General features: G+C 62.6%; 25 protein-coding genes. 8 read left to right on the top strand and 17 right to left on the bottom strand.

Features of this window, described 5'->3' with window-relative positions; genetic code table 11:
• Nucleotides 1-7 precede the first annotated feature (7 nt).
• Together EB235_RS07105 and msrB are read left to right on the top strand one after the other, a co-directional pair.
• Nucleotides 8-1,198, top strand: a complete 1,191-nt coding sequence (locus EB235_RS07105) for a vWA domain-containing protein (RefSeq protein ID WP_027031660.1) — start codon at nucleotides 8-10, stop codon at nucleotides 1,196-1,198.
• 103 nt (nucleotides 1,199-1,301) lie between these two features.
• On the top strand, nucleotides 1,302-1,706 hold the full coding sequence (gene msrB, locus EB235_RS07100) for a peptide-methionine (R)-S-oxide reductase MsrB (RefSeq protein ID WP_027031661.1): 405 nt from the start codon (nucleotides 1,302-1,304) through the stop codon (nucleotides 1,704-1,706).
• Between the two features lie 63 nt (nucleotides 1,707-1,769).
• On the opposite strand, the gene EB235_RS07095 is transcribed toward msrB, so the two are convergent.
• The 11 genes from EB235_RS07095 to EB235_RS07045 form a co-directional block, all read right to left on the bottom strand.
• Nucleotides 1,770-2,069: a hypothetical protein gene (locus EB235_RS07095; protein WP_027031662.1), complete on the bottom strand. Its 300-nt coding sequence runs from the start codon at nucleotides 2,067-2,069 to the stop codon at nucleotides 1,770-1,772.
• 7 nt (nucleotides 2,070-2,076) lie between these two features.
• Nucleotides 2,077-2,517: a hypothetical protein gene (locus EB235_RS07090; RefSeq protein ID WP_027031663.1), complete on the bottom strand. Its 441-nt coding sequence runs from the start codon at nucleotides 2,515-2,517 to the stop codon at nucleotides 2,077-2,079.
• Between the two features lie 30 nt (nucleotides 2,518-2,547).
• The gene (locus tag EB235_RS07085; protein WP_027031664.1) at nucleotides 2,548-2,808 is read right to left on the bottom strand and encodes a DUF2312 domain-containing protein; all 261 of its coding nucleotides are present in this window, start codon (nucleotides 2,806-2,808) and stop codon (nucleotides 2,548-2,550) included.
• A 162-nt stretch (nucleotides 2,809-2,970) separates the two neighbouring features.
• Nucleotides 2,971-6,429: a pyruvate carboxylase gene (pyc, locus tag EB235_RS07080; protein ID WP_027031665.1), complete on the bottom strand. Its 3,459-nt coding sequence runs from the start codon at nucleotides 6,427-6,429 to the stop codon at nucleotides 2,971-2,973.
• 291 nt (nucleotides 6,430-6,720) lie between these two features.
• Complete coding sequence (locus EB235_RS07075; protein WP_027031666.1) at nucleotides 6,721-7,836, bottom strand: branched-chain amino acid ABC transporter substrate-binding protein; 1,116 nt, start codon at nucleotides 7,834-7,836, stop codon at nucleotides 6,721-6,723.
• A 137-nt stretch (nucleotides 7,837-7,973) separates the two neighbouring features.
• The gene (locus tag EB235_RS07070; RefSeq protein WP_027031667.1) at nucleotides 7,974-8,321 is read right to left on the bottom strand and encodes a DUF6867 family protein; all 348 of its coding nucleotides are present in this window, start codon (nucleotides 8,319-8,321) and stop codon (nucleotides 7,974-7,976) included.
• Between the two features lie 110 nt (nucleotides 8,322-8,431).
• Nucleotides 8,432-9,160 (bottom strand): ABC transporter ATP-binding protein, encoded by a 729-nt coding sequence (locus EB235_RS07065; protein WP_027031668.1) that lies wholly within the window; start codon nucleotides 9,158-9,160, stop codon nucleotides 8,432-8,434.
• Nucleotides 9,160-10,644, bottom strand: coding sequence for an ATP-binding cassette domain-containing protein (locus EB235_RS07060; protein WP_027031669.1), 1,485 nt, complete (start codon nucleotides 10,642-10,644; stop codon nucleotides 9,160-9,162). Before EB235_RS07060 ends, EB235_RS07065 begins: the two co-directional genes overlap by 1 nt.
• Nucleotides 10,644-12,239: a high-affinity branched-chain amino acid ABC transporter permease LivM gene (gene livM / locus EB235_RS07055; RefSeq protein ID WP_027031670.1), complete on the bottom strand. Its 1,596-nt coding sequence runs from the start codon at nucleotides 12,237-12,239 to the stop codon at nucleotides 10,644-10,646. The genes EB235_RS07060 and livM overlap by 1 nt, the downstream gene beginning before the upstream one ends.
• Before the next feature lie 4 nt (nucleotides 12,240-12,243).
• Nucleotides 12,244-13,146 (bottom strand): branched-chain amino acid ABC transporter permease, encoded by a 903-nt coding sequence (locus tag EB235_RS07050; RefSeq protein WP_027031671.1) that lies wholly within the window; start codon nucleotides 13,144-13,146, stop codon nucleotides 12,244-12,246.
• 447 nt (nucleotides 13,147-13,593) lie between these two features.
• Nucleotides 13,594-13,980: an ectoine synthase gene (locus EB235_RS07045; RefSeq protein WP_027031672.1), complete on the bottom strand. Its 387-nt coding sequence runs from the start codon at nucleotides 13,978-13,980 to the stop codon at nucleotides 13,594-13,596.
• Between the two features lie 133 nt (nucleotides 13,981-14,113).
• On the opposite strand from EB235_RS07045, the gene EB235_RS07040 reads away from it, so the two are divergent.
• Complete coding sequence (locus tag EB235_RS07040) at nucleotides 14,114-15,019, top strand: LysR substrate-binding domain-containing protein (RefSeq protein ID WP_027031673.1); 906 nt, start codon at nucleotides 14,114-14,116, stop codon at nucleotides 15,017-15,019.
• Here EB235_RS07040 and EB235_RS07035 read toward each other — a convergent pair.
• From EB235_RS07035 to EB235_RS07025, 3 genes are read right to left on the bottom strand one after another with little or no spacing between them, the layout of a single operon-like run.
• Nucleotides 15,012-16,013: a 4-hydroxyproline epimerase gene (locus EB235_RS07035; RefSeq protein WP_027031674.1), complete on the bottom strand. Its 1,002-nt coding sequence runs from the start codon at nucleotides 16,011-16,013 to the stop codon at nucleotides 15,012-15,014. The two genes, EB235_RS07040 and EB235_RS07035, sit on opposite strands and share 8 nt — an antisense overlap.
• 34 nt (nucleotides 16,014-16,047) lie before the next feature.
• On the bottom strand, nucleotides 16,048-17,466 hold the full coding sequence (locus EB235_RS07030) for an NAD(P)/FAD-dependent oxidoreductase (RefSeq protein WP_027031675.1): 1,419 nt from the start codon (nucleotides 17,464-17,466) through the stop codon (nucleotides 16,048-16,050).
• 45 nt (nucleotides 17,467-17,511) lie between these two features.
• On the bottom strand, nucleotides 17,512-18,405 hold the full coding sequence (locus EB235_RS07025; protein ID WP_027031676.1) for a dihydrodipicolinate synthase family protein: 894 nt from the start codon (nucleotides 18,403-18,405) through the stop codon (nucleotides 17,512-17,514).
• Between the two features lie 69 nt (nucleotides 18,406-18,474).
• On the opposite strand from EB235_RS07025, the gene EB235_RS07020 reads away from it, so the two are divergent.
• Nucleotides 18,475-19,167: a GntR family transcriptional regulator gene (locus EB235_RS07020; protein WP_051429710.1), complete on the top strand. Its 693-nt coding sequence runs from the start codon at nucleotides 18,475-18,477 to the stop codon at nucleotides 19,165-19,167.
• Nucleotides 19,168-19,174: 7 nt separating this feature from the next.
• On the opposite strand, the gene EB235_RS07015 is transcribed toward EB235_RS07020, so the two are convergent.
• Nucleotides 19,175-19,498 (bottom strand): winged helix-turn-helix transcriptional regulator, encoded by a 324-nt coding sequence (locus EB235_RS07015; protein ID WP_032926543.1) that lies wholly within the window; start codon nucleotides 19,496-19,498, stop codon nucleotides 19,175-19,177.
• A 147-nt stretch (nucleotides 19,499-19,645) separates the two neighbouring features.
• Between EB235_RS07015 and EB235_RS07010 the strand changes: the two genes are divergently transcribed.
• Nucleotides 19,646-19,975 carry a nuclear transport factor 2 family protein gene (locus EB235_RS07010; protein WP_027031679.1) on the top strand — a complete coding sequence of 110 codons (330 nt, stop codon included), beginning with the start codon at nucleotides 19,646-19,648 and terminating at the stop codon, nucleotides 19,973-19,975.
• A gap of 73 nt (nucleotides 19,976-20,048) precedes the next feature.
• On the opposite strand, the gene EB235_RS07005 is transcribed toward EB235_RS07010, so the two are convergent.
• Nucleotides 20,049-21,545 carry a CoA-acylating methylmalonate-semialdehyde dehydrogenase gene (locus tag EB235_RS07005; RefSeq protein ID WP_027031680.1) on the bottom strand — a complete coding sequence of 499 codons (1,497 nt, stop codon included), beginning with the start codon at nucleotides 21,543-21,545 and terminating at the stop codon, nucleotides 20,049-20,051.
• A gap of 163 nt (nucleotides 21,546-21,708) precedes the next feature.
• Here EB235_RS07005 and EB235_RS07000 point away from each other — a divergent pair, with 163 nt between their 5' ends.
• Nucleotides 21,709-22,590: a LysR family transcriptional regulator gene (locus EB235_RS07000; protein ID WP_027031681.1), complete on the top strand. Its 882-nt coding sequence runs from the start codon at nucleotides 21,709-21,711 to the stop codon at nucleotides 22,588-22,590.
• A gap of 30 nt (nucleotides 22,591-22,620) precedes the next feature.
• Here EB235_RS07000 and EB235_RS06995 read toward each other — a convergent pair whose 3' ends face one another.
• Nucleotides 22,621-23,091 (bottom strand): hypothetical protein, encoded by a 471-nt coding sequence (locus EB235_RS06995; protein WP_245268853.1) that lies wholly within the window; start codon nucleotides 23,089-23,091, stop codon nucleotides 22,621-22,623.
• 295 nt (nucleotides 23,092-23,386) lie between these two features.
• Between EB235_RS06995 and EB235_RS06990 the strand changes: the two genes are divergently transcribed.
• Nucleotides 23,387-23,830, top strand: coding sequence for a hypothetical protein (locus EB235_RS06990; RefSeq protein ID WP_027031682.1), 444 nt, complete (start codon nucleotides 23,387-23,389; stop codon nucleotides 23,828-23,830).
• Nucleotides 23,827-25,983 (top strand): phospholipase D-like domain-containing protein, encoded by a 2,157-nt coding sequence (locus EB235_RS06985; RefSeq protein ID WP_027031683.1) that lies wholly within the window; start codon nucleotides 23,827-23,829, stop codon nucleotides 25,981-25,983. The genes EB235_RS06990 and EB235_RS06985 overlap by 4 nt, the downstream gene beginning before the upstream one ends.
• Nucleotides 25,984-26,013: the final 30 nt, after the last annotated feature.

Genomic DNA, 26,013 nt, shown 5'->3' with positions numbered 1-26,013 from the left:
ATAGAAAATGTTCATCCCCTTCTTCCTCGAACTGAAAGCCGCGCGTGTTCCCGTTTCGCTGCGGGAATATTTGTCGCTGCTGGAGGGGCTGGAAGCCGGGCTGGTCGACTACGATGTCGAGGGTTTTTACTATCTCGCCCGCGCCGCTTTGGTGAAGGACGAGCGCCATATCGACCGCTTCGACCAGGTTTTCGCGCATGTCTTCAAGGGCATCGAGGCGCTGGGCGGACCGGATGCGGTTGACGTCGCCAACATTCCGGAAGAATGGCTGCGCCGCCTCGCCGAAAAGCACCTGACCGAGGAGGAGAAGAAACTGGTCGAGGCGCTGGGCGGTTTCGAGAAGCTGATGGAGACCTTGAAGCAGCGGCTCGAGGAGCAGAAGGGTCGCCACCAGGGCGGCTCGAAATGGATCGGCACCGGCGGGACCTCACCCTTCGGCGCCTATGGCTACAATCCCGAAGGCGTGCGCATTGGCCAGCACGAAAGCCGCAACCGCCGCGCGGTGAAAGTCTGGGACAAGCGCGAGTTCAGGAATTTCGATGATGCCGTCGAGCTTGGCACCCGCAACATCAAGATCGCGCTGAAGCGGCTGCGCCGTTGGGTCCGCGAGGGCGCGGAGGAAGAATTCGACCTGCCCGGCACCATCCACGCCACCGCCGAGCATGGCTACCTCGACGTGCAGACGCGACCTGAGCGGCGCAATGCCGTAAAACTGTTGATGTTCTTCGATGTCGGCGGCTCGATGGACGATCACATCAAGAGCGTCGAGGAACTGTTCTCGGCCGCGCGCGCCGAATTCCGCCAGCTCGAATATTTCTATTTCCACAACTGCCTCTACGAGGGCGTGTGGAAAGACAACCGACGCCGCCATGCCGAGGTGATTGCGACCGTCGACCTCCTCCACAAATACGGCCCGGACTACAAGGTGATCGTCGTCGGCGATGCCTCGATGAGCCCCTACGAGATCGCCCATCCCGGCGGCTCGGTCGAGCACTGGAATCCGGAGGCAGGCGCCGTCTGGCTCGGCCGCCTTCTGCAGCAATGGCCGAACGCGGTATGGCTGAACCCTGAAACAGAAAAGAACTGGGGCTACACCCATTCGATCGCCATGATCCGCGACATGTTCGGCGGTCGCATGTTCCCGCTGACGCTCGCCGGGCTCGAAGGCGCGACGAGGCAGCTTTCGAGGAAACATTGATCTTGCGGAGGGCGCGCCGCTGGGCGAACCTGTAACAAATGCCTATGTTGGTGCGAATATCCGGTTGCAATCAACAACGAGCCGCCAAGGCTGAGGAGATCAAATGGACACCCACACCTACCCCGTAACCCGCACCGACGCCGAATGGCGCGCCCGGCTGACGCCGGAGCAATATGCGGTCATGCGCAATCATGGCACCGAACGGCCGGGAAGCTGCGCCTTGCTCTACGAGAAGCGCGCCGGCACATTTTCCTGCGCTGGCTGCGACCAGCCGCTGTTTGAATCCAAGCTGAAGTTCGAGAGCGGCACCGGCTGGCCGAGCTTCAATGACCCGGTGCCCGGTTCGGTCGAGAACACCGTCGACCGCAGCTATGGCATGGTCCGTACCGAATGCCATTGTGCCCGCTGCGGCAGCCATCTCGGCCATGTCTTCGAGGACGGCCCGCCGCCGACCGGCCTGCGCTACTGCATCAACGGCGTGGCGCTGAAATTCGAGCCGGCGGCCTGAGCGGCATTCTGCAAGCTTTCAGCAAAGGGCGGCTTCGGCCGCCCTTTTCGTATGCGCGCTGCTTCAAACGACCACGGTGGCGATAAGCCAGAGCGCCGAGCCCAGCATCATCAGCGAAGCCTTGGCGCCGCCCGATTTCTCTGCCGTCCGCCAGACGGAAATGGTCAGGAAGATGGTATAGGGCACAGGCGCGAAAGGGGCGGCAAGCACGAGGCCGAGCGGCATTTTCAGTCCAAGCAGGACAAGCGCCAGCGCTGACGAGGCCATGCTGATCATGGTGCCGACAAGCAGCATGTCGCGCCAGAACAACCGGTCGAGCGGCACCTGGCCAAGCCAACGCGAGCGGAAGAAATCCGCGGACATCGGCGCCCTACTCCTGTCCAAGCACTTCGGTGACGGCGTGCTCGACACGTGAGCATTCCGTCACCAGCCAGTCGGTCATGGCAGGCCAATTGTCCTCGGCGTAGCAGTTGACCCGCCACATCGAATTGATGCCGAGACCTTGCGAGCTTTGTTCCGGCCTGAGCTTCAGCCGGTCCTCGATCGCCGGCTGGAACGGCTTCAACCGCGCCCAGCTTTGCGTGGCGCCGAACTTCTCGTTGCGGCCGAAGAAGACGCCGACATGGTTCTGCGCCGGCGCGACATACATGGAAAGAACCAAAGCGAAGTCAGGCAGCCCGCGCTGCCAGAACCAGGGTCCGCGCCGCGCCAACCGGGCTTTTTCTTCCGGGTGCCGCTCGGCGAACAGCGTCCAGAAGCCGCGATGGCGGAATTCCGAGGCCCGGCGGCCACCGAAATCGAATTCACTCATGACCGCCTCGGGAAGTCATGAGGCTTGGCCTCACACCATGCCGAGCGCGGCCATATACAGATCGAGGATGGCGTCCTCTTCCTGGCGCTCGGCCTGGTCCTTCTTGCGCAGACGGATGATGGTGCGGATCGCCTTGGTGTCGAAGCCGGTGCCCTTGGCCTCGGCGAACACTTCCTTGATGTCGTCGGCGATCGTCTTCTTTTCTTCTTCGAGCCGCTCAATGCGCTCGATGAGGGCACGCAGCTGGCCGGCGGCAACAGTCTGGCTGGTATCGGTGATATCGTCGGCCATGTTTTTCTCCAAAAATTGGTTCCGCGCCGCGACTCGGGAAAACAGGCCGCAGCAAATTCAGCGGTTCGATGCCCGACCGGGGGCATCGGGTCAAGCCGTTATCGACGGTCGAACCAACGCTGCCGCCATGATGCAGACAGCCATCCCGTGGAAAGGTGTCGACTAACCGAAGGCGATCAACAGATCCTTCGCGTCGATCTGGTCGCCGGCCTTGACCAGCACCTCGGCGACGGTGCCGTCGCGTTCGGCATGCAGCGCCGTTTCCATCTTCATTGCTTCGATGGAAAGCAGCACGTCGCCAGCCTTCACCGCCTGGCCGGCAGCGACCGAAAGGGCGGAGACCACACCCGGCATCGGCGCGCCGACATGTGCCTCGTTGCCGGGCTCGGCCTTGCGGCGCGCCTTGGCGGCGGACGCGCCATGCGCCCGGTCGGGCACCTTGACACGCCGCGGCTGGCCGTTGAGCTCGAAGAACACGGTGACCATGCCCTTGTCGTCGACATCGCCGATGGCGAGGCAACGCACCACCAGTGTCTTGCCCTTCTCGATGTCGACGAAGATCTCATCTTCGGACTTCATGCCGTAGAAATAGGTCGGCGTCGGCAGAACGCTGACCGGGCCGTAAGTCTCTTGCGCGCCGGCGAAGTCGGTAAACACCTTCGGATACATCAGCCACGAGGCGAATTCGTACTCACTGAGCTTGCGATCCAGCTTCTCCTCGATCTCCTTGCGGCTGGCCGCGAGATCGGCGGGCTTCAGCAGCGAGCCGGGCCGCGCCGTGATCGGCTTGTCGCCCTTCAGCGCCTTCTTCTGCAGCGCTTCTGGCCAACCGCCAGGCGACTGGCCAAGATCGCCGCGCAGCATCGACACGACCGAGTCCGGGAAGGCAATATCCTTGTTGGGATTCTCGACATCGGCGACGGTCAGGTCCTGGCTGACCATCATCAGCGCCATGTCGCCGACGACCTTGGATGACGGCGTCACCTTGACGATGTCGCCGAACATCAGATTGACGTCGTGATAGGTCTGCGCCACCTCGTGCCAGCGCGTCTCCAACCCGAGCGAGCGCGCCTGCTCCTTGAGGTTGGTGAACTGACCGCCCGGCATTTCGTGCAGATAGACTTCCGAGGCCGGCCCCTTGAGGTCGCTTTCGAAAGCGGCGTACTGGTTGCGCACCGCCTCCCAGTAGAACGAGATCTTGCGGATCCATTGCGGGTCGAGCCCGGGGTCGCGTTCGGTGCCCTTCAGCGCCTCGACGATCGAGCCCAGGCAAGGCTGCGAGGTGTTGCCGGAGAAGGCGTCCATTGCGGCGTCGATAGCATCGACGCCGCTCTCCACCGCCGCCAGCACGGTCGCCGCCGACAGGCCTGACGTATCGTGGGTGTGGAAATGGATCGGCAGGTCGGTCGCCTCGCGCAGCGCCTTGAACAGCACGCGCGCCGCAGCCGGCTTCAAGAGCCCGGCCATGTCCTTGACGGCGATGATGTGGGCGCCGGCGGCCTGCAATTCGCCGGCCAGGCCGACATAATATTTCAAATCGTATTTGGCCCGCGCCGGATCGAGAATGTCGCCTGTATAGCAGATTGCCGCCTCACACAGCTTGCCCTCGGCGCCGACCGCGTCCATGGCAACGCGCATGTTCTCGACCCAGTTCAGGCAGTCGAAGACGCGGAACAGGTCGATGCCGCCGGCAGCCGCCTGCTTGACGAAATGCTGCACGACATTGTCGGGATAATTGGTGTAGCCGACACCGTTGGCGCCGCGCAAAAGCATCTGCAGCAACAGGTTGGGCGCTGCCTCGCGCACCAGCGACAGCCGCTCCCACGGGTCCTCGGTGAGGAAACGCATGGCGACATCGAAGGTCGCGCCGCCCCAGCATTCGAGCGACAGAAGCTGCGGCAAGGCACGCGCATAGGTGCCGGCAATGCCGGCAATGTCATGCGTGCGCACGCGCGTCGCCAGCAGCGACTGGTGGCCGTCACGCATCGTCGTGTCGGTGACCAGGACTTGCCTTTGCTCGCGCATCCAGGCGGCGAATTTCTCCGGGCCGAGCACGTCCAGCTTCTGCTTGCTGCCGCCGGGCACATTGCCGTTGAGGTAGGGCACGACGGGTGCGGCCGCATCGGCCTTTGGTGTCGGCCGGCCACGCGTTTCGGGATGGCCGTTGACCGAAACGTCGGCGAGATAGTTGATGAGCTTGGTGGCGCGGTCCTGGCGCTTGACCTGCTGGAACAGCTCCGGCGTCGTGTCGATGAACCTCGTCGTGTAGGAATTGTCGGCGAAGCTCGGGTGGTTGATGATCGCTTCGAGAAAGGTCAGGTTGGTGGCGACGCCGCGGATGCGGAACTCGCGCAACGCGCGGTTCATGCGCGCGATGGTCTCGGCCGGCGTCGGCGCCCACGCCGTCACCTTCTCCAGCAGCGGATCGTAGAAGCGGGTGATGACCGCGCCGGAATAGGCGGTGCCGCCGTCGAGGCGAATACCGAAGCCGGTGGCGCCGCGATAGGCGGTGATGCGGCCATAATCCGGAATGAAGTTGTGCTCGGGATCCTCGGTGGTGATGCGGCACTGCAAGGCATGGCCGTTCAGCCTGATGTCGCTTTGCGCCGGCACGCCCGATTCCGGCGTGCCGATGGCGAAGCCGTCGAGGATGTGGATCTGCGCCTTGACGATATCGATGCCGGTCACCTGCTCGGTGACGGTGTGCTCGACCTGGATGCGCGGATTGACCTCGATGAAATAGAATTTGCCGCTGTCGGCATCCTGCAGGAATTCGACCGTGCCGGCGCCGATATAATTGGTTTCGCGAGCAAGCTTCAGCGCGTAGCCGCAAAGCTCCTCGCGCTGCGACATCTGCAGGTATGGCGCCGGCGCCCGCTCGACGACCTTCTGGTTGCGGCGCTGGATCGAGCAGTCGCGCTCGAACAGGTGCACGGCATTGCCATGCGTGTCGCCGAGCACCTGTACCTCGACATGGCGGGCACGCTCGATCAGCTTTTCGAGATAGACCTCGTCCTTGCCGAAGGCGGCCTTCGCCTCGCGCTTGCCTTCCATCACTTCGCGGGCAAGGTCGGCCTCGGCGCGGATGGCGCGCATGCCGCGCCCACCACCGCCCCACGACGCCTTCAGCATCACCGGATAGCCGATCTCCTTGGCCAGTTTCTTGACCGCCTCCATGTCGTCCGGCAACGGATCAGTGGCCGGAATCACCGGCACGCCGACCTCGATGGCGAGGTTGCGCGCCGCGACCTTGTTGCCGAGCCGGCGCATCGTGTCCGGCTTCGGGCCGATGAAGGTGATTCCGGCTTGCGCGCAGGCTTCGGCGAATTCAGGGCTTTCGGACAAAAGCCCGTAGCCCGGGTGGATGGCATCGGCACCCGAAAGCCTGGCGACGCGGATCACTTCCTCGATCGACAGATAACTCTCGATCGGCCCCATGTCCTTGGTCAGATGCGGGCCGCGGCCGACCTGGTAGCTTTCGTCGGCCTTGAATCGGTGCAGCGAATATTTGTCTTCCTCGGCCCAGATCGCCACGGTTTTGAGGCCTAGCTCGTTGGCCGCGCGAAAGACGCGGATGGCGATTTCGGACCGGTTGGCGACGAGGATCTTCGTGATGGCCAAGGACTGGGCTCCAGCAGCGGAAGGAACGGGAAAACGGTGCAATGATTAGCGTGAAAATGCTGCAGTGCAAACAAAATCAACGCTGATTTAAACCGATTTAAATCAATTATCCGGCCAACACTCGCACGCCTCCGTTCGGACGGACGCAACAAGGGCGACAATTTCGATCCTGGAAGCGATCTTCCCGGCTAGGAGGATCTCGCCAGAAAGGTCATCGGCGGCCGGACGCGCCAAAGAAAATGCCCGGCGCAAGGCGCCGGGCATCATTGGTTTCAGACCTGTCTGAGCAGCTTATTTCGGGAACCAGGAATACTTTCCGTCGTCCTTCTTCTTCCACTCGTACATGATGTAGCCCGGCAGCTTCGGATCACCCTTGGCGTCATAGGCAAGATCGCCCAGGACGGTGGGGAACGGGCCGCTTTCATGCATCGCCTTGGCAACGGCCTGCGGGTCGTTCGTCTTGGCGGCAGCGGCCGCCTCGGCGACCACCTGCACGGCGGCATAGGCGTAGAGCGTGTAAGCTTCCGGCTCGAAGCCCTGCGCACGGAACTTCTCGACGAGTTCCTTGTTGGCCGGGATCAGGCGCGGATCGGGTCCGAACGTGTTGAGCGTACCGGCGACGGCGTCGCCCGCGATCGCGGCAAGCTCGTCCGTCACGATGCCGTCGCCCGACATCATCGTTGCCTTGAGGCCCTGGTCCGCGGACTGGCGGATGATCAGGCCGGCTTCGGTGTGCAGGCCACCCCAGTAGATCAGGGTGACGCCGGCTTCCTTCATCTTGGCGATCAGCGCCGAGAAGTCCTTGTCGCCGACATTGATGCCTTCATACATCACTTCCGTGACGCCAGCGGCATTCATCGCCTTCTTGGTTTCGTCGGCAAGGCCCTGGCCATAAGGGGTCTTGTCGTGCACGACGGCGACCTTGGCATCCTTGAAATTCGCGGCGATATAGGCGCCGGCGATGCTGCCCTGCTGATCGTCGCGTCCGCAGGTGCGGAACACGTTCCACAAGCCACGCTCGGTGAACTTCGGGTTGGTTGCGGCCGGCGTGATTTCGACGATGTTGTTTTCAGCGTAGACTTCCGAGGCCGGGATCGACACGCCCGAGTTGAAGTGGCCGATCACGAACTTGACACCGTCGCCGACGAACTTGTTGGCGACCGAGATGCCCTGCTTCGGATCGGAGACGTCGTCGCCGACTTCGAGCTTGATCTGCTCGCCATTGACGCCGCCCTTAGCGTTGATCGCGGCCACGGCAGCCTCGGCGCCCTTCTGCAGCTGTGCGCCGAAGGCCGCGTTCGGGCCGGTGATCGGACCGGCAACGCCGAATATTACATCAGCCCACGCGTTGCCGCCGAACGCGACAAGCGCGGTCAGGGCCACGGCGGACAAAAGTGACTTTTTCATTTAAACGCTCCCATTAACGGAGTGGGCGTGGATGAAGCTTTCATGCGATGCCCACCCTTATCGCAGAAGGCATAGTTTGCCGATTTTCAGGCACTTGTCACGCCGATTCATCCCTGAAGCGGCGTTAATGATGAACGTCAACCTTTCGGTTTCCAGCTCAAGATTGAAGCTCTTTCGTAGAGCCAATTATACTGTGTGACCATCTGGTTGGTTCGTGTGTATTGATAGCCGACGAAGCCCAGTATCATCAGCACGATGGTGTCGACGATATAGTAGTGCAGCGAAAACATCGTGCCGTTGAACAGCGCGTGATGGATGAAGCGGATGCCGATGCCAAGGCCGAGCATATAGACGAACAGCTGCGGAAAGCTGCGCCATGTCTGGGCGCTGGCCTTGCCGGTCATCCATGCCGCCCAGCCGCCGAGCAGGCAGGTGACGAAGAAGAACTGCCAGATCGACGGTTCCTCGTAGAGAATGCCTTGCATGGCGAAGTCTCCTTAGCGTGATCCCGAAAAGTTGCAGACTTTTCGGACAAAGGTCATGCGACAAACAAACAACTTGGAGCGGAATACCGGATGCACATTCCGCTCCAAACTCAGTGATGTCCGCCTTCGAGATAGGCGGCACGCACTTCGGGATTGGCGAGCAGTTCCTTGCCGGTGCCGCTCATCGTCACATTGCCGTTGACCATGACATAGCCGCGCGTGGCGAGCTTGAGCGCGCCGAAGGCGTTCTGCTCGACCAGGAACACGGTCAGCCCTTGCGTGCGGTTCAACTCGCGGATGGCGTCGAAGATCTGCTTGACGATCAACGGCGCCAGGCCCAGCGACGGTTCATCGAGCAGAAGCAGTTTCGGCCGCGCCATCAGCGCGCGCCCGATCGACAGCATCTGCTGCTCGCCGCCCGACAGCGTGCCGCCGCGCTGGCCGATGCGCTCCTTCAGCCGCGGGAACAGCGTGAACACCTTCTCGACGTCCTCGTCATAGTGCTTGAGGTTGTCGAGGCTGGCGCCCATCTGCAGGTTTTCCATCACCGTCATGCGCGGGAAGATACGGCGACCTTCCGGCGATTGGGCGATGCGCAGGCGCGCGATCTCGTGCGTCGGCAATTGGGTGATATCGGTGCCGGCGAAGGTGATGGTGCCGGTGCGGGCGCGTGGAGCCCCGAAAATAGTCATCATCAGCGTCGATTTGCCGGCGCCATTGGCGCCGATCAGTGCGACGATCTCACCCTCATTGACGGAAACATCGACCCCGTTCAGCGCCCGGATGTTGCCGTAGTAGGTCTGCACACCCTTGATATCGAGCAGCGTTGTCCCGGCCATCACTTGCTCCCTCCGCGCTTGCCCGCCGCGGGTTTGACAGCGGCAGTCTTTGCGGCAGCATGGCTGGTCGCCACCTTGCCCGCATCGACGCGGCGCGAGAATTCCGTATCCTTGCCCTGGCCGAGCAGTTTGGCCTGCTTGACCCATTCCTCACGCGCAATGCGTCCGTCAAAGGCGAGATAGGCTTCGGCCGCCTCGACGTCGGCCTTCTTCCAGGCGCCGATCTGGTCGAAGTGGAAGATGCCGTGTTCGTTGAGCTTCTTCTCGTTGACCGTGCCGATGCCCTTGATGCGGGTCAGATTGTCGGCCTTGCCGCCCCGCGGGGCAGCGAGGCGGTTCGAAATGCCTTCGGCTTTCGCGACGGGCGTCTTGGCGGCCGTTTTCCTTGGTGCTGCTTTCGCCGCGCCCGCCTTCGCGGCTGGCTTGGCCGGAGTCGGCGGCACGACAGGCTTGCTCGCCACGCTGGCGGCACGGGCGTCGACCTGAGCCGCCTTCGAGGCGCCCTTCGACACGGTCACACGCTCGCCGGTGCTGTGCCCGACGGTATCGCTCACCGGCCCGGCAAGATATGACGACGATGTCCCCGGGCCATGCGCGGAGTCAGGACCCGTATCGAGCTGTTCGATGACATCCTCGTCGCCGACCTCGGTCAGAACGGTCTCGACCTCATCGTCGTCGACGCCGAGATAGGCGGCGATGACGCGCGGATCGGTGCGCACCGACTGCGGATTGCCGTCGGAAATCTTGCGACCATATTCCAGCACCACGACATGGTCCGAAATCTGCATGACCACGGACATGTCATGCTCGATCAGCAGGATCGAGGTGCCCGATGTGTTCTTGATGTCGATCAGCAGTTCGTTGAGCGCCGCCGATTCCTTCGGATTGAGGCCGGCCGCCGGCTCGTCGAGACACAGAAGCTCGGGACCGGTGCACATGGCACGCGCGATCTCGAGGCGCCGCTGCGCACCATAGGGCAGGTCGCCGGCCGGGTCGTCGGCACGGTCTACGAGATCGGCCTTCTCCAGCCAGTGCTTGGCAAGCTCCACCGATTCTGCTGAGGCCTTGCGGTAGCCGCTGAAGCCGAACAGGCCCAAGATCGTATAGCCCGATGCCTTCATCAGCTTGTTGTGTTGGGCAACCAGCAGGTTCTCCAGCAGCGTCATGCCAGAGAACAGGCGGATGTTCTGGAAGGTACGCGCCACCTTGGCGCGCGCCGGAATCTCATGATTGGGCAGACGTTCGAGCAGGTAAGACGAGCCGTCGGCTCGGTTGAGCGTGATCATGCCTTCTGACGGCTTGTAGAAACCGGTGATGCAGTTGAACACGGTCGTCTTGCCGGCGCCGTTGGGTCCGATCAGCGCCGTGATCTCGCCGCGCTTGGCGGTGAAGGACAGGTCGCCGATGGCGACAAGGCCGCCGAACTTCATCGACAGGTGATCGACCTGCAGGATAGCGCCGTTCATTGGTGTGCTCGCGTTCATCAGCCGTGGCCCTCCTTGGTGAAGGAACCGGAGACAGCCCTTCGCTCCTTGAGGAAGGCGGTTGGTTCACGACTGCCGACGAAACCGCGCGGCTTCCACAGCATGACGATCACCATGGCCATGCCGAACAGAAGCATGCGGTAGAGTTCCGGGGTGAAATCGTCCCCGAAGATCTGCTTGAGGAAATCGAGTTCGCGCAGCGCCTCGGTGCCGCCGATCATCACCATCGCGGCAACCGCGATGCCGACCAGGGAGCCCATGCCGCCGAGAACGACGATGGCAAGGATGATGGCGGATTCCAGGAAGACGAAGGATTCGGGGCTGACGAAGCCTTGCCGCGCGGCGAAGAAAGAGCCGGCGAAGCCACCGAACATGGCACCGGTGGCAAAGGCCGTCAGCTTGGTCGTCGTCGTGTTGATGCCAAGCGAGCGGCAGGCGATTTCGTCCTCGCGCAGTGCTTCCCATGCGCGGCCGACCGGCAGACGGCGCAGCCTGACGGTGACGAAGGCGGTGAGCAGGCACAGGCCCAGGATCAGATAGTAGAGGAAAATCTTGTAGTAGGCGCCTGACTGGGCGATGTGCAGCACCTTGGCGATGTAGTTCGGGTCCGACACGTTGAACGACATCAGGCCGAAGAAGCTGACTTTGGGAATGCCGGAAATGCCGGCCGACCCGTTGGTGACCTCGCGCCAGTTGATCAGCACCAGGCGGATGATCTCGCCGAAAGCCAGCGTCACGATCGCCAGATAGTCGCCACGCAGGCGCAGCACGGGGAAACCGAGCAGCACGCCCCACAGCGCAGCCATGGCCCCAGCGGCCGGCAACAGTATCCAGAACGACAGGCCGAACTGCGTGGCGAGAAGCGCATACGCATAGGCGCCAAGTGCATAGAAGGCGACGTAGCCGAGATCGAGCAGGCCGGCGAGGCCAACGACGATGTTCAGGCCCCAGGCCAGCATCACATAGATCAGGATCTGGATGCCGAAATTATCGACCCATTTCAGCGAACCCTGCAGCCCGCCAGTGATCGACCAGGCGTTCAGCGACAGCACCACGACCACCAGAATGGGGTACAGCACCAGCGCTGTGATGCCCAATTTGGTGAAGTTGGTGTGGATGAAAGCGCGGAAATAGTAGATCACGCTGGCCAGCACATAGATGACCGCCAGCGCGCGCAGGAACTGCAGGTAGCCGGCCGCTTCCGCTCCCACCCATCCGGCGAGAGAGCTATTGACCGCGAACAGCAGCACCGCGGCGACGGCTGCCGCGATGAACCACGGCAACTGGAAGAACCGTGACGCTACGCTCGCCGGCAACAGGCCGGTGGCAACGTTGGTTATCTTTTGGCTGGCCATGAAGGGCTGGCCATAGGCGATATAGAGGAAGCGGCCGACGGCGGTGGCAATCACCACGGCCGCGAGCAGGCCCCAGCGTGTCGTCACGACCAGTTCATTGCGCATGTTCTGACCGGTCTTCAGGCCGATGAACAGCACGAACAGGCCAAGCGAGATGGCGCCGGCATAGAACGCTTCCTTGAGGGCGCGTTGGACAGGGGTGGCGACGGTGTCGCGCTCGGGAGATACGGTGACGGCCATGGTCTCAGACCTTTTCGACTTCTGGCCGGCCCAGAATGCCGGAAGGCAGGAAGATCAGCACGATTGCCAGGATCGAGAACGCCGCGACGTCCTTGTAATCGATCGAGAAATACGCCGACCACATGCTCTCGATAAAGCCGATCAACAGCCCGCCGAGCACGGCACCTGGCAGTGAGCCGATGCCGCCGAGCACCGCCGCCGTGAAGGCCTTCACGCCAGGTGTGAAGCCGTCGGAGAAGGCAACGACGCCGTAATACATCAGGAACAGCGTACCGGCGACGGCGGCAAGGGCTGCGCCCATGATGAAGGTGATCGAGATGGTGCGATCGACATCGATGCCGAGCAGCGCCGCCATCTTACGGTCCTGTTCGCAGGCGCGCTGGGCGCGGCCAAGCGAGGTCTTGTTGACCAGGTACCAGAACAGCGCCAGCAGCAGCGCGGTGACAATGACGATGATGATCTGCTTCAGCGACACGCTGACGCCGTCGATGTTGTAGACCTGCGATACCATCGGCGGGATCGGCTTGTTGCGCGGGCCCTGCGTCACCTGGACGAAATTCGACAGCGCGATCGACATGCCGATGGCGGTGATCAGCGGCGCCAGCCGGAACGAACCGCGCAGCGGCCGGTAGGCCACCTTCTCGATCGTCCAGTTGTAGAGGCTGGTCAGCAGCATCGCCACGATCATCATGACCAGCAGCGCGATGACCACGGGCACCGAATAAAACAGCGACGTGAGGATCAGGAAAACGATCAGCGCCGCGAAGGCGCCCACCATGAAGATATCGCCATGGGCGAAATTGATCATGCCGATGATGCCGTAGACCATCGTGTAGCCGATCGCGATCAGCCCATAGATCGATCCCAGCGTCAGCCCGTTGATAAGCTGCTGGACAAAATACTGCATGTGTACATGGCTCCCCTGGAATGTCGCCCATGCAGACGCATTCCTTTTCGTATTTCCCCTAGTCGTAAAGTTTCGAGCCCGGATTGCAACGTGATTTTTTGATCGCCATGCGTGTTTTCGAAGCACGCCTTTCCGATCGCCCGTTTTTTGTACCCGACCCCTGGACTATCGCGGACCCTATCATTGGCATAACGCAATGTCTTTGATGATTCAGACACATAATGCGCTTCGTTTCGAAGAAACCACCGTCAAAATTAGGTGATGAGAAGAATCGTTGCGTTCCTGACACGGTTCACTTTTTCGCCACACTCCTTTCCGTTGGGTCAGGATTCCTCCTGCCTGACCTCAAAGCCGTGTCTGAACGACTGGCTGGCCTCGACGGCGATGGTGTTCAATGCAGCTGCGCTTGTCTGGCTGCCAATCGAGGGACAATTGCCCTGTTCCGGATCAGTACGCTGATCCGCCATTCTCACTCAGCGCATGCCGTTCCGTGCCCTGCAGCGGCGGATTGAAGACACTGACCAGGATCATATCGCTCGCAGCGTCGGCTCGCAGAAAGTGTTCGTCATGTTCATTGAGCACATAGATCGTGCCCGGCTCGATACGATGCACTTCACCGGACATGTCTTCGACCTCACCGGCGCCGGCGATGCAGTAGCAGGCCTCGAAATGCCGCCGATACTGGAGGCGTGATTCGCTGCCGGCACGCACGACCGTGTGGCAGACAGTAAAACCCATCCCGTCCTGCTGGGTCAGCAGGCGATGGCTGGTGCCATTGCCCCAATTCACGAAGAAGTCAGATTTTTCTACATCAGCCAATTGTCTGGTGAACATGTTTTTCTTCCCTGCAGGTCGTGGCCCTAGCCAAGAATGGCAACAAGGCCTGTGGAATGGATGCAGGAGTGCCGCAGTGAGGCCGGACATTCAAATGATTGCTTCTCACTCGATATGTTAGTAAATTTTACAGATGGACTATACCCCGCTGAATGCTATCCGCGCCTTTGAGGCTGCCGCCCGCCGCTTGAGCTTTTCGGCGGCCGCAGAAGAGCTTCACGTCACACATCCGGCCATCAGTCACCAGATAAGGCGGCTGGAGGCGTGGCTGGGCGTGCCTCTGTTCCACCGGGACGCACGCAAGGTCCGGCTGACGGATGCCGGCGTGATCCTGCAGGCGTCGGCGAGCGGTGCTCTTGCAGAACTCGGCGCCACGTGCCGGCGCATCCGCCGCAATGCGGCATCAATGACGCTATCGGTAGGCTGCATACCGTCCATCGCCAGCCGCTGGCTGGTGCCCCGCCTGCCGGACTTTACATCAGGCCATCCCGATATCGGCATGCGGGTAGCCTATGCCAAAGCCGAGGACAGGCTCGCAGATGATGAGAACGATGTGCTGATCACGCTCGGAGCCGATCCGACGCCGGGCGTCACCAGCCTCAAACTGTTTTCACGCCTGAACCGGCCGGTGTGCAGTCCGCACTATCTGGCCGGCAAGGAGCATCTGCGAACCCCTTTGGGGATCGCGGCCGCGGACCTGTTGCATGACGAGAACCGGCAGGGCTGGAGCGAGTGGTTTTCCGAAGCCGGCGTGCCCAACGTCGATGTCGGCAACGGTCCCGTCTTCGCCGACTTCAACATACTCGCAACGGCGGTCATCGCCGGCCATGGCGTGGCGCTTTGTCCGGTCGACGTTTTTCGCGACGAGCTGAAGCGCGGCGACCTGGTGGTTCTGTCCGATGTCTCGACCAACCGCGACAAGAGCTATTTCCTGACGATGTCGGTGGATGCTTCACCCGCCGCGCTCACCTTCGCCGACTGGTTTCGCCGTGAGGTCTCGGTCGATACTGGTGATCAGAGGTGTGCCTCTATCACTTGACGACAAAACCATGCGCGAACGGATCGCGGTCGTCGATGAAGATCGTGTTCAATCCGGTCATCCGCGCCCAGCCGCCGATCGAGGGAATGATCGCCGGCTTGCCCGCGACAGTGACCTCCTTTTCGACCTTGCCCTTGAACAGTGAGCCGATGATCGATTCATGCACGAAGGCGTCGCCGGCCTTGAGCTTGCCCTTGGCGTGAAGCTGCGCCATGCGCGCCGAAGTGCCGGTGCCGCACGGTGAGCGGTCGATCGCCTTGTCGCCGTAGAAGACGGCATTGCGGGCATCGGCTCCCTCCACTGTCGGCTTGCCGGTCCACAGCATGTGCGACAGCCGGTTGATGTCCGGGTTTTCCGGATGCACGAAGGAATATTTCTCGTTGAGCCGCTGGCGCACCACCGGGCTCCAGGCAATGAGGTCGCCGGCGGAATAATCCGCCATGTCGCGAAAATTCGCCTGCGGTTCGACAATGGCGTAGAAATTGCCGCCATAGGCGACATCGACGGTGATCTCGCCAAGCTGCGGGCAGTCGACCGTCAGCCCCTCGGCATAGAGGAAGGACGGTACGTTGGTGATGCGCACCTCCTCGACATAGTCACCCACCTGCTTGTACTCGGCGATGACCAGGCCGGCCGGCGTGTCGAGCCTGAGCACGCCCGGCGTCTTCGGCTTGATCAGCCCGTGTTCGATGGCCATCGTCACCGTGCCTATGGTGCCGTGGCCGCACATCGGCAGGCAACCGGATGTTTCGATGAACAGGATGGCGATGTCGCAATCCTCGCGCGTCGGCGGGTAGAGGATCGAGCCAGACATGACGTCGTGGCCGCGCGGCTCGAACATCAGCCCGGTGCGGATCCAGTCATATTCGGCGAGGAAATGCGCCCGCCGCTCCATCATCGTCGAGCCCCGCAGCAGCGGCCCGCCGCCGGCAACCAGCCGTACCGGATTGCCGCAAGTGTGGCCGTCGATGCAGAAGAAGGATTTCTTGGCCATGTCGTTCCTCGAAAGATTCAAAACCGCGATGAACTCAAAAACGTTGTGGGTTGAAAGGGGTCAGATCAACAGACGGAGTCTGCCCCAGGGCGATTTCCCGGATCAACCGTCCGGTCGCCGCCGCCTGGGTGAGGCCGAGATGGCCGTGGCCGAACGCATAGACTACCGATTGGCTTCCCGGCGCCTTGCCGATGACAGGCACCGAATCCGGCAGCGAGGGCCGGAACCCCATCCATTCGCGCCCGCCTGAGGGATTGAGCCCCGGCAGGAATTTCTGCGCCTTCTGTAGCAGCGCTTTCGACCTGTTGAAATTGGGCGGCCGCTCGATACCGCCGAGTTCGACGGCGCCGCCGACGCGCAGGCCCGCCTCGAGCGGCGTGATGACGAAGCCATGACCGGAAAAGATCAGCTGCCGCTGCACGTCGAAGGCGCCCTTCGGCAACGTCGTGTTGTATCCGCGCTCGGTCTCCAGCGGGATGCGATCGCCGAGTTGCCTTGCCAGCAGATGCGACCAGGCGCCGGCGGCAACAATGAGCTGCCTCGCTCGCCGGGTCGTGCCGTCGGCCAGAATCAGCGTCGCGCCATCCGGATCCGCCGCGACCCGGTCGATCCGGGCTTTTTCGAAGCGGGCGCCCTTGGCCTCGGCGTAAGCCCATATAGCCTTGCCGAGCAGTTTTGGGTCGGCGACCGCCTTCCAGCCCGGCACGAAGGTGCCCTTGACGAAGCGCGGCGACAGCCCCGGCTGCAAGCGTGCCAGTTCCTCACCCTCGACATGGCGGAAGCCGATGCCGAAACGCTGGCGCGCCGACCATCCCGCCAGCCCGGCGCGGAATTCGGCTTCGCTTTCGTAGAGTTCGAGCGAGCCGTCCTCGCGCAGCATCGGTCGGGTGCCGGAGCGATCGAGAAGGCCCATCCACTCGGCTTCGGCAAGCTTCATCATACCGGCCTGGACTGCGAGGCTCGCCTCGTATTTTGCCGGCGCCCCGGCCCGCCAGAAGCGGATCAGCCAAGGTAGCAGCTTCGGCAGGTAAGCGGGCGGAATGCTGAGCGGACCAAGCGGATCGGCCAGCCACTTCGGCAGGTTCTTGATCATGCCCTTGTGCGCAAGCGGCAGCACGTCGGAGAAGGCAAAGGCGGCGGCATTGCCTGAGCTCGTCTCCTCGCAGATGCCGGTGCGGTCGAAGATTGTTACGCTGAGCCCCGCCTCGGCAAGGAAGGCAGCAGCGCAGATGCCTATGATGCCACCGCCGACAATAGCGATGTCCTTCCCTTCTCCCCGTTCACTGGGTTGAGGAGTGGTCCGCGAAGCGGACGAAAAGCCAATTGCTTGGCTTTTTGAACGACGAACGCCCGCAGCGCTAGCGAAGGGCTGCGGTGCCCGAAGGGCGGATGAGGGGCGGCGTCCCCCTTCGGTCGACTTGGAATTTCCTGTCACGTCGGCGCTGCCCCTCATCTGGCTGCCGCCATCTTCTCCCCGTTAACGAGGAGAAGAGAGCCCTCAGAACTGCGGCAAAGTCGGCCGCACTGCCAGCGCATCCTTGACGATCTTCTCCACCGCCTTGCGGCGCTCGCCTGATAGCGGCTGGCGCGGCATGCGCACGCGGTCATTTGTGTTGATCGCAAACACTTCGGCAAGCTTGATGTTTTGTACCAGATAGGTCGAGACATCGAGGTCGAGCAGCGGCCGGAACCAGCGGTAGATGGCGAGTGCCTCCTCGCGGCGGCCCTGCTTCATCAGCTGGTAGATGGCCACGGTCTCGCGTGGGAAGGCGGTGACCAGACCGGCCACCCAGCCGATGGCACCGACCGACAGCGCCTCGAAGGCCAGATTGTCGACGCCGGTGAAGAGATCGTAGCGGTCGCCGAGCCGGTTGATGATCTCGGTCGAGCGCCTGATGTCGTCGGAGGATTCCTTGATGGCTACGAAGCGCTTGTCCGACGCCAGCTCCTCCATCTGGTCGACGGTAACGTCGACGCGGTAGGCAAGCCGGTTGGAATAGATCATGACAGGCAGGTCGCCCGCCTGCGCTACGGCGCGAAGGGCCGCGACCGTCTCTTCCGCATTGGTGTGGTAGATCGGGCTCGGCACCACCATCAGGCCGTTGGCGCCCTCCTTGGCGGCGCGCTTGGCGATGCTGGCGGCCTCGCGGGTGCCGGCCTCATTGACCGTCAGCAGCACCGGCTTCTTGCCCGCGACTTTCTGCGCGATCTTCAGCACCTCGATCTTCTCGTCAGGCGACAGCATCGGCCCTTCGCCGAGCGAGCCGCAGACGATGATGCCGTCGCAGCCGGCTTCCATCTGCAGGGTGAAGCAGCGTTCCATCTCGGCATGGTCGAGATGGTCGTCGCTGGTGAATTTGGTCGTGACGGCAGGGAAAACTCCGGTCCACATGATCATTGCTCCATCTGATATATCAGCGGTATATCTGTTAAGAAATGACCTGTCAATAAGGATTCCGTTATGATATACCCTAGATATATCAGGAGATCGCCTTTGATATCCATGGAAGCAAGCACGACATCCGAGCCGGCAGCGGCCAAGGCTTACCGTGTGCTCGAGCATATGATCGTCACGCTGGAACTGGCGCCGGCGAGCTTTGTCACCGAAGGCGCGCTCATCGAAAAGCTGGCGCTCGGCCGCACGCCCGTGCGCGAGGCGATCCAGCGTCTGGCCTGGGAAGGGCTGCTCGACGTCAGACCCCGCGCCGGCATCGCGATCGCGCCGCTGCATCCGGGCGACTGGTTGCGCGTGCTGGACGCCCGCCGCGGCGTGGAGGTGGTGCTGGCCCGTTCGGCCGCCCGCTTCGTCACGCGCGAAGCCGCTGACCTGTTCCACGAAGCCGCCCTTGCCATGCAGAAGGCGGTCATATCAGGCAATGTGCTTGCCTTCATCCAGGCCGACAAGGCGCTCGACGAAGCGCTGTCGATGGCCGCCGACAATCCGTTCGCCGCTAGGCTGGCCGCCCCGTTGCAGACCCACAGCCGCCGCTTCTGGTTCCGCTACAAGGCGGACACAGGCCTCGCCGAGTCAGCCGAACATCACGTCGCGCTGATCCGCTCGATCCTCGACGGGGACGAAGAGGCCGCCGCCAAGGATGCCAAACGCCTGATGGCCCTGCTGCGCGGCCATGCCGAGGTGGCCGCGACGCGGTAGAGCCACGTCAGCTCTCGGTGGGTTCCTTTTGCGCCGCCCATTTCAACAGGGCGTCCAGAGCCGGGCACAGTGCCTGGCCCCAATCGGTCAGGCAGTACTCAACCTTTGGCGGCACCTGGTGGTGTACGATGCGGCGGACAATGCCGTCGGCCTCCATCTGCCTGAGCTGCTGGATGAGCATCTTTTGCGAGATCGCCGGGATCGCCCGTTCGAGGTCGGAAAAGCGCAGCACCTTGCCGCCGAACAGGTGAAACAGGATCACCAGCTTCCAGCGCCCTTCGAGGATGCGTAGCACATTCTCCACACCGCTCGCCGCCGACAACGGCGTCAGCGTCTCGGGTTTTTCAGGCTCGTCCTTACTTTCAGGTAAGTACCTTACTTTTTCGTCGGTTCTTGTCATTTCACCAGCATATCTCATTTTAGACGCCGGACAACCACCGGCCTCCATGGCTGCGGCAACCTACACCGGAGACAGGCCATGACAACAGAACTCCCCCAGCCGCTGGCGGACTATTTTGCCGCCAAGAACCGCCACGACATAGACGGTATGCTCGCCCCCTTTTCTTCGGACGCCAAGGTCCGGGACGAAGGCGAGACGCATCGCGGATCAGCCGCCATCCGCGACTGGATGGAAGCAACCACACGCAAATACCGGGTGACGGTCGAAGTCGCCGAGGCGACGGTCAATGGCGATGCGTGGCGGGTCGCCGGCATCGTGTCGGGGAATTTCCCGGGCACCCCGGCGACGCTCCACTACGTCTTCACGCTAGCCGACAACCGGATCGCGCGACTGGAGATTGGCGCATGACAGGATCCCGATGCCACGCAAAAAAGGGCGCGACAAAAGCCGCGCCCTCAACTCGTGAGATGAACCTCAGACCTCAGTTCATTGTCGGAATGACAAACTCCGCACCGTCCTTGATGCCGGACGGCCAGCGCGAGGTCACCGTCTTGGTCTTGGTGTAGAAGCGGAACGCATCCGGGCCGTGCTGGTTGAGGTCGCCGAAGGACGACGCTTTCCAGCCGCCGAACGTGTAGTAGGCGATCGGAACCGGGATCGGCACGTTGATGCCCACCATGCCGACCTGGACACGGGAAGCAAAATCACGCGCGGCGTCGCCGTCGCGGGTGAAGATGGCGACGCCATTGCCCATCTCATGGTCGTTGGCGAGCTGGATGGCGTTCTCATAGGTCGGCGCACGCACCACCGAGAGCACCGGCCCAAAGATCTCTTCCTTGTAGATGCGCATATCGGCCGTCACGTTGTCGAACAGGCAGCCGCCCATATAGTAGCCGTTCTCATAGCCCTGCATCTTGAAGCCGCGGCCGTCGACGACCAGCTTGGCGCCTTCCTTGACGCCGGTGTCGACATAACCCTTGATGCGCTCCAGCGCCTGCGCCGTCACGACAGGCCCGAAATCGGCCGACGAATCCGTCGACGGGCCGACCTTCAGGCTCTCGACGCGCGGGATCAGTTTTTCCATCAGCCGGTTGGCGGTGTCGTTGCCGACCGGGACAGCCACCGAGATCGCCATGCAGCGCTCGCCGGCCGAGCCGTAGCCGGCGCCGATCAACGCGTCGACCGTCTGGTCCATGTCGGCGTCAGGCATGATGATCATGTGGTTCTTGGCGCCACCGAAGCACTGCACGCGCTTGCCGGCCGCCGTGCCGCGCGAATAGATGTAGTGGGCGATCGGCGTCGAGCCGACAAAGCCGATGGCCTTGATGTCGGGATCGTCGAGGATGGCGTCGACCACATCCTTGTCGCCATTGACGACGTTGAGGATGCCGGCAGGCAGGCCAGCCTCGAGGAACAGTTCGGCGATGCGTAGCGGCACGCCGGGATCACGCTCCGAAGGCTTCAGGATAAAAGCATTGCCGCAGGCGATTGCCGGCGCGATCTTCCACAGCGGGATCATCGCCGGGAAGTTGAACGGTGTGATGCCGGCGACGACGCCGAGCGGCTGGCGCATCGAATAGACGTCGATGCCAGGACCGGCGCCATCGGTGAATTCGCCCTTCATCATATGCGGCGCGCCGATGCAGACTTCGACCACTTCGAGGCCGCGCTGGATGTCGCCCTTGGCGTCGGCGATCGTCTTGCCATGCTCGCGCGCCAGGATATCGGCCAGTTCGTCATAGTCGCGGGCGACCAGTTCAAGGAATTTCATCAATACGCGCACGCGGCGCTGCGGGTTGGTGGCGGCCCATTTCGGCTGCGCCGCCTTGGCGTTCTCGACCGCCGCGCGCAGTTCCGCCTGCGAGGCCAGCGCCACCGTACCGCGCACCGTGCCGTCCATCGGTTGCATGACGTCCTGCTTGCGGCCGCTGGTGCCGGCGACATGCTTGCCGCCGATGAAATGACCGTATTCGATCATGGTTTCTCTCCCTTTGTTTGTGATGCCGCATTGTCTGCCTTTGATCGGCGGATGGCAACGCGAGGGAGAACGCAACCGTTGTGCGTAAATTAGATATCGATTGACGAGCGAGCATCAATTCCCGCAAATGGCGGCGTCACAAGATATCTCCTGGGGATCCCCCATGAACTGGGATGACGTTCGTATTTTCCTTGCCGTCGCCCGAGCTGGCCAGATCCTTGGCGCCGCCAAACGGCTGGAGCTCAACCACGCCACGGTCTCGCGGCGCATCGCGGCACTCGAGGAAGCGCTGCGCACGAAACTGTTTCGCCGGCTGACCACCGGCAGCGAGCTGACGCCGGCCGGGCTGCGCTTCCTCGACATTGCCGAGCGCATGGAGGGCGACATGATCGCCGCGCGTTCGACCATATCGGGCGAAGGCGACGATATCTCGGGCACGGTGCGCATCGGTGCGCCCGACGGTTTTGGCGTCGCCTTCCTGGCCAAACGTCTGGGCGAACTGACCGCGCTGCACCGCGAATTGACGATCCAGCTTGTGCCGGTGCCGCGCTCCTTCTCGCTGTCCCGACGCGAGGCCGACATCGCCATCACCGTCGAGCGGCCGACCGAAGGCCGGCTAGTGGCGGGAAAGCTGGTCGATTATTCGCTCGGCCTGTTTGCGTCGCGTGCCTATGCCGATGCCAATGGTCTGCCCAAGACCGCCGCCGAACTCGGCCAGCACACCCTGATCGGATATGTGCCGGACCTCATCGTCAGCCCTTCGCTCGACTACGCCGCCGAATTCAGTGCGGACTGGCGCACCAGCTTTGCCATTTCCTCCGCACTCGGCCAAGCCGAAGCGGTGCGCTCGGGCGCCGGCATCGGCATCCTGCACACCTTCGTTGCGCGCTCGATGCCGGAACTGATGGCCGTCGATGTGGTGGCGCCCATCCGCCGCGCCTATTGGCTGGTCTATCACGAATCGGTCAGGCCGCTGCGCCGCATCCAGACCGTCGCCAGCTTCATCACCAAGGCGGTTGAGCGGGAGCGGAGCCTCTTTACCTGACTTCGCAAACCGGCAAACGGAATGCACCGTTCAAGGCGGGTCGAGAACGAACGAATTCACCACACGCTCGGCCTCGTCCGCCAATGGCGCCCATCTCTGCGCCACCTCCTCTGCACTCCCGGCCATCAACGAGCAGTTGACATAACCATAGCGCGCACCCCGGATTGAAAACGCAATCCTGGAGTGGCCATGCACGCTGATATTCTCATCGCTAACTGTGAAATCCAAGTCAGCATGGCGCACTGGGTAGCCGTCTGGAAACCTTGCAAGCCTGTCATTGCTGAAATCGGCCGTGCTGAACGATTTGCCCATCATCCGAGTCCAGGTGTCCATAGACCAGTCCTCGATGAACTTGCGCGGATCGGACGGCGAACCCGGTGCGAGGGGGTTGTAGAGCGAGCCAGACACCATGCACTCAAGGGCCTCATCAGTGGATTTTATATCCAGCAACATCGCCTCGCCAGAAGGCGGCTCATTGGTCCATTCCTGGGGAACGGTCAACGAGACCCAGTTATCCCGGTCATGAACCGTATTGTCGGCGGCATTTGCCCCCGCTGCGCAGGACAGAAATCCAACAGTCGAGAAGACAGATACGCATCGCCGGTGCTTGTCCTCCTAATGCCGGGCGGTTCGCCCCTTAAGCTAGACTATGCCAATATTAGAACAACGCGGTAGTCACGCACGCCGCCTTTTCCTTGCCACAAAACCGGCCAGTGTGGCATCAGGGTGTGCGATCACGAGCCATGGGTCGGATCGCAGGGTGGGGAAATCGTTCAGAAAGCTGGCGCGGAGAAAAATGCGAGCCGTTCTTGCCATCCTTCCGCTGCTGTACGTCTCCGCCTGCGCCAACCCATGGACCAAAGTGCCTGAAGCCGAATTGCCGAAGCCCATCCGTTACGCCATGGCGCGCCCCTCGCCCTTCGTCATCGGCAATTATTGCGGCCCCGGCACCCGCACCGGCGATCTGTCGGCCCGGCCGGTCGACCGCCTCGACGCGGTCTGCCAGATCCACGACGCCTGCTACATCGCCCGCCACAATCATTGCGACTGCGACGGCGCCCTTGTCGCCTCGGCCAGGACGATCCGCGATGACAAGACGGCGCCCCTCAAGATGCGCGACGAGGCGGAATTGCTGATCGCCACCTTCGCCATCCCCGTCTGCAAGGTCTTTCCCCAAGGCTTCATGCCGCCACGCGACCCGGCGCAGTTGAGCGCGATGAAGGCCGGAGTGACTGGGTGAATAGCCGCGCATCCATCATCCTCGCTTTGTTCGGGTTGGCGAGCGCCGTCCTTGCCGGTTGTGCCGGCACAAGCCGCAATGCCTGCGACCTTCTGCCGGGACAGGAAGCTTGCGCGCGGCCTTCCCTTTTGGCCAGCACGCCCGGGCCGCAGGTCGCGGCGTCGCAGTTTTTCGGCGATGCCGGGAGCAGCGACTATGAAAGGCGGTTCCTGGCGCTGCTTGCCCACAACCAGCTCGGCGCCATGGATCGCGCCAACGGCACCGGCCCGTTCGGGCGCAACCGCCGCGACGTCCAGAATAGCGACTTCCAGGCGACCTATTCCACGCTGCAGCAGCTGGCCGGACCGGTCGCGAAGGCGCATCTGCCGCCAACCGGTGATGGCAGCGGCGAGGGCCATTTCGATGGTCGCTGGCGGGTGTCGCGGCAGACGCTCTACATCGACGCGGCTGCGCGGCCCACGGCCCCAAAGACGTTCGATTTCTCCGGCCTGCAGGCACGCAGCACCGAGATCGTCCTGCGCCAGGCCGGCAAGCAGCCGGCCGACATCGAAGGCAGCTGCGATGGCGCGTTGGCGATCCGGGCCGTCGGGGCCTCACGCACCATCGGCGCCGGCGCGACGTTCCGTTTTCGCCTGTCGGGCGAAGACGACACGGTCAGCCTGTTTCCGGGCGACGGCCTGAACCGCTGCACGGCAAGGATCCGATCCAGCCTTGCCCCCGCCGGCGCGCCGCTCACCATCCGGCGCGAAGAGACCGCTGATCCCTCACTCGCGAGCCTCGACAGCCGCTACCAGCGCTGCCCGGTCCCCAGCGGCGGCCTCGACCCGCTTGAACGCGCCTTCTATGCCAGCCGCTGGCTGTCGCAGACCTGCGCCTTGCCGATCGGCGAGCCCAGGCTGCTGCGCAAATCGCGCGACGGCTTCAACGCCAAGGTCGAGGCGCTGATGGGCGCGCCGCTGTCCGATGCGGCCATAGACAAGGGCGACCCGGAACTGCCGCTCGATTTCTCCAGGGCGCCAAGGCTGAAGCTGATCTATCTGTCCTCGCTCGAATTCAAGGCCGACTTTTCCGGCCGCGTCATCGAACGGCTGATCCGCCATCATGCGGCCCTTGGCACCAAGGTGCGCATCATGGTCACCGACGTGCTGGAGCGCGAAAAGGACGACGCCATGCTGCACCGGCTGGCGGCTGAATTCCCCAATGTCGAATTGCAGGAATACCGCTGGCGGGCTGACCATGGCGCGCCGGTCGACGAGCAAATCTCGCAACTGCACAAGGTCCTGCACGTCAAGATGCTGGCGACGCTGGCGCAGGACCCGGCGCGCTCGCGCGCCATCATCGGTGGCCGCAACATCCATGACGGCTTCCTGTTCCACCAGCCGATCGATCTGTCGCGCTACCCGGAGCTGCAGCAATATGGCAAGACCGACGGGCTTTCGCTGAACTACTATTCGAACTGGAGCGACTTCGACATCGAGTTCGCCGACAACGCCACGGTCGAGACGCTCGCCGCGCATCTGTCGACGATATGGTTTCGCGACGCCGATACCAATCTGGCGCGCCCCTTCTCGATCCCGGTTCGCGGCGATGGCCGCCCCCGGGGCAATGCCAGGCATTTCATCTCAGTGCCCTATGAGGACGACCATGCGCTGGAGGCCTATTTCGCCGAGCTGGTCGATGCGGCCCAGCACCATATCCAGATCGTCAATCCCTACCTCAATCTGACGCCCAGCCTCGCCCAGGCCGTTGACCGGGCGCTTGCCCGCGGCGTCAGGATCGACATTGTCGGCCGCATCGATCTCAAGGGCGATATTGGCGGCAAATTCCTCACCGCGCTGAACAAATTGTTCGTCGAGAAATATGGCGACCGCATCAATATCCGCGAGTTCAAGGCGCCCGACGTGGTGCTGCATTCCAAGATCATGATGATCGACGAAAGGCTGGTCGCCATCTCTTCGGTCAACCTCAACAACCGCAGCTTCTTCCACGATTCGGAGAACGGCATGATGGTGCTCGATCCCGCTTTCTACCTCAGGATGAAGCCGGTCTATGACGACTATCTCGCCCACTCGAACCCGGTTTCCACCAACGTGACGATCCCGTGGGCCTACCGGCTGCTGTTCGACGAGGCCTGGGTCAGGCAGGCGTTCTGATGCAATTCCAGGAAAAGTGTGAAGCGGTTT

The organism is Mesorhizobium loti R88b (assembly GCF_013170845.1).
In the GTDB taxonomy this organism is placed as follows: Bacteria; Pseudomonadota; Alphaproteobacteria; order Rhizobiales; family Rhizobiaceae; genus Mesorhizobium; species Mesorhizobium loti_B.
This window is presented reverse-complemented; position numbering and strand designations above follow the sequence as displayed.

What these genes read in the sequence shown, in the direction of transcription:
- EB235_RS07085 (WP_027031664.1), bottom strand. Translation starts at nt 2,808, where the DNA reads ATGGCCGACGATATCACCGATACCAGCCAGACTGTTGCCGCCGGCCAG.
- EB235_RS07005 (WP_027031680.1), bottom strand. Translation starts at nt 21,545, where the DNA reads ATGATCGAATACGGTCATTTCATCGGCGGCAAGCATGTCGCCGGCACC.
- EB235_RS07050 (WP_027031671.1), bottom strand. Translation starts at nt 13,146, where the DNA reads ATGCAGTATTTTGTCCAGCAGCTTATCAACGGGCTGACGCTGGGATCG.
- EB235_RS07000 (WP_027031681.1), top strand. Translation starts at nt 21,709, where the DNA reads ATGAACTGGGATGACGTTCGTATTTTCCTTGCCGTCGCCCGAGCTGGC.
- EB235_RS07020 (WP_051429710.1), top strand. Translation starts at nt 18,475, where the DNA reads ATGATATACCCTAGATATATCAGGAGATCGCCTTTGATATCCATGGAA.
- EB235_RS07065 (WP_027031668.1), bottom strand. Translation starts at nt 9,160, where the DNA reads ATGGCCGGGACAACGCTGCTCGATATCAAGGGTGTGCAGACCTACTAC.
- EB235_RS07095 (WP_027031662.1), bottom strand. Translation starts at nt 2,069, where the DNA reads ATGTCCGCGGATTTCTTCCGCTCGCGTTGGCTTGGCCAGGTGCCGCTC.
- EB235_RS07010 (WP_027031679.1), top strand. Translation starts at nt 19,646, where the DNA reads ATGACAACAGAACTCCCCCAGCCGCTGGCGGACTATTTTGCCGCCAAG.
- EB235_RS07090 (WP_027031663.1), bottom strand. Translation starts at nt 2,517, where the DNA reads ATGAGTGAATTCGATTTCGGTGGCCGCCGGGCCTCGGAATTCCGCCAT.
- EB235_RS07060 (WP_027031669.1), bottom strand. Translation starts at nt 10,644, where the DNA reads ATGAACGCGAGCACACCAATGAACGGCGCTATCCTGCAGGTCGATCAC.
- EB235_RS07025 (WP_027031676.1), bottom strand. Translation starts at nt 18,405, where the DNA reads ATGTGGACCGGAGTTTTCCCTGCCGTCACGACCAAATTCACCAGCGAC.
- EB235_RS07040 (WP_027031673.1), top strand. Translation starts at nt 14,114, where the DNA reads ATGGACTATACCCCGCTGAATGCTATCCGCGCCTTTGAGGCTGCCGCC.
- EB235_RS07035 (WP_027031674.1), bottom strand. Translation starts at nt 16,013, where the DNA reads ATGGCCAAGAAATCCTTCTTCTGCATCGACGGCCACACTTGCGGCAAT.
- livM (WP_027031670.1), bottom strand. Translation starts at nt 12,239, where the DNA reads ATGGCCGTCACCGTATCTCCCGAGCGCGACACCGTCGCCACCCCTGTC.
- EB235_RS07070 (WP_027031667.1), bottom strand. Translation starts at nt 8,321, where the DNA reads ATGCAAGGCATTCTCTACGAGGAACCGTCGATCTGGCAGTTCTTCTTC.
- EB235_RS06990 (WP_027031682.1), top strand. Translation starts at nt 23,387, where the DNA reads ATGCGAGCCGTTCTTGCCATCCTTCCGCTGCTGTACGTCTCCGCCTGC.
- EB235_RS07105 (WP_027031660.1), top strand. Translation starts at nt 8, where the DNA reads ATGTTCATCCCCTTCTTCCTCGAACTGAAAGCCGCGCGTGTTCCCGTT.
- EB235_RS07045 (WP_027031672.1), bottom strand. Translation starts at nt 13,980, where the DNA reads ATGTTCACCAGACAATTGGCTGATGTAGAAAAATCTGACTTCTTCGTG.
- EB235_RS07030 (WP_027031675.1), bottom strand. Translation starts at nt 17,466, where the DNA reads ATGAGGGGCAGCGCCGACGTGACAGGAAATTCCAAGTCGACCGAAGGG.
- EB235_RS07075 (WP_027031666.1), bottom strand. Translation starts at nt 7,836, where the DNA reads ATGAAAAAGTCACTTTTGTCCGCCGTGGCCCTGACCGCGCTTGTCGCG.
- msrB (WP_027031661.1), top strand. Translation starts at nt 1,302, where the DNA reads ATGGACACCCACACCTACCCCGTAACCCGCACCGACGCCGAATGGCGC.